Source organism: Mesorhizobium sp. M5C.F.Ca.IN.020.29.1.1 (genome assembly GCF_003997375.1).
In the GTDB taxonomy this organism is placed as follows: Bacteria; Pseudomonadota; Alphaproteobacteria; order Rhizobiales; family Rhizobiaceae; genus Mesorhizobium; species Mesorhizobium wenxiniae.
On sequence record NZ_RZSW01001156.1, the window covers coordinates 1 to 561 of the forward strand.

General features: G+C 64.5%; 1 protein-coding gene. It reads left to right on the plus strand.

Annotated features, from left to right (window positions below):
* Positions 1-561, plus strand: a 561-nt coding sequence (locus EOA85_RS36810; RefSeq protein WP_164760200.1) for a putative PEP-binding protein, incomplete at both ends; no start/stop codon positions are given.

The window sequence follows — 561 nt, forward strand, 5'->3', positions numbered from 1 at the left end:
GGCTGAAGACAGACCGGTGACAATTCGTACCGTCGACGCCGGCGGCGACAAGCCGGTGCCGGGCTTCACCGTCGAGGAGGGTAATCCTTTTCTCGGCCTGCGCGGCATCAGGCTATCGCTGGCAAGGCCGGAGGTTTTTCGGGTACAGATCCGGGCGCTGCTGCGCGCCGCCATTCATGGCAATCTCAAGGTGATGTTCCCGATGATCGCCGTTGTGGACGAATATCAGCGTGCCGCCGCCCTGTTCGCGGAAGAGAAGGCCGCGCTTGCCGCGCGCGGCGTCGCGCAAAGAATGCCGCCGCTCGGCATCATGGTCGAGGTGCCATCGGTGGCGATCGCTCCTGAGGCTTTTGCCGAGGTCGCTTTCTTGTCGATCGGCTCGAACGACCTGACCCAGTATGTGATGGCGGCGGCGCGCGACAATGCTTCGGTTGCGCATCTCAATTCAATCAGGCATCCGGCCATGCTTCGGCTGATCGCCTCGGTTGCGGCGTTCGGCCGCGCGCAAAAGATTCCGGTCAGCTTGTGCGGCGACGCCGGCGGCGATCCGGCGGCGATCCC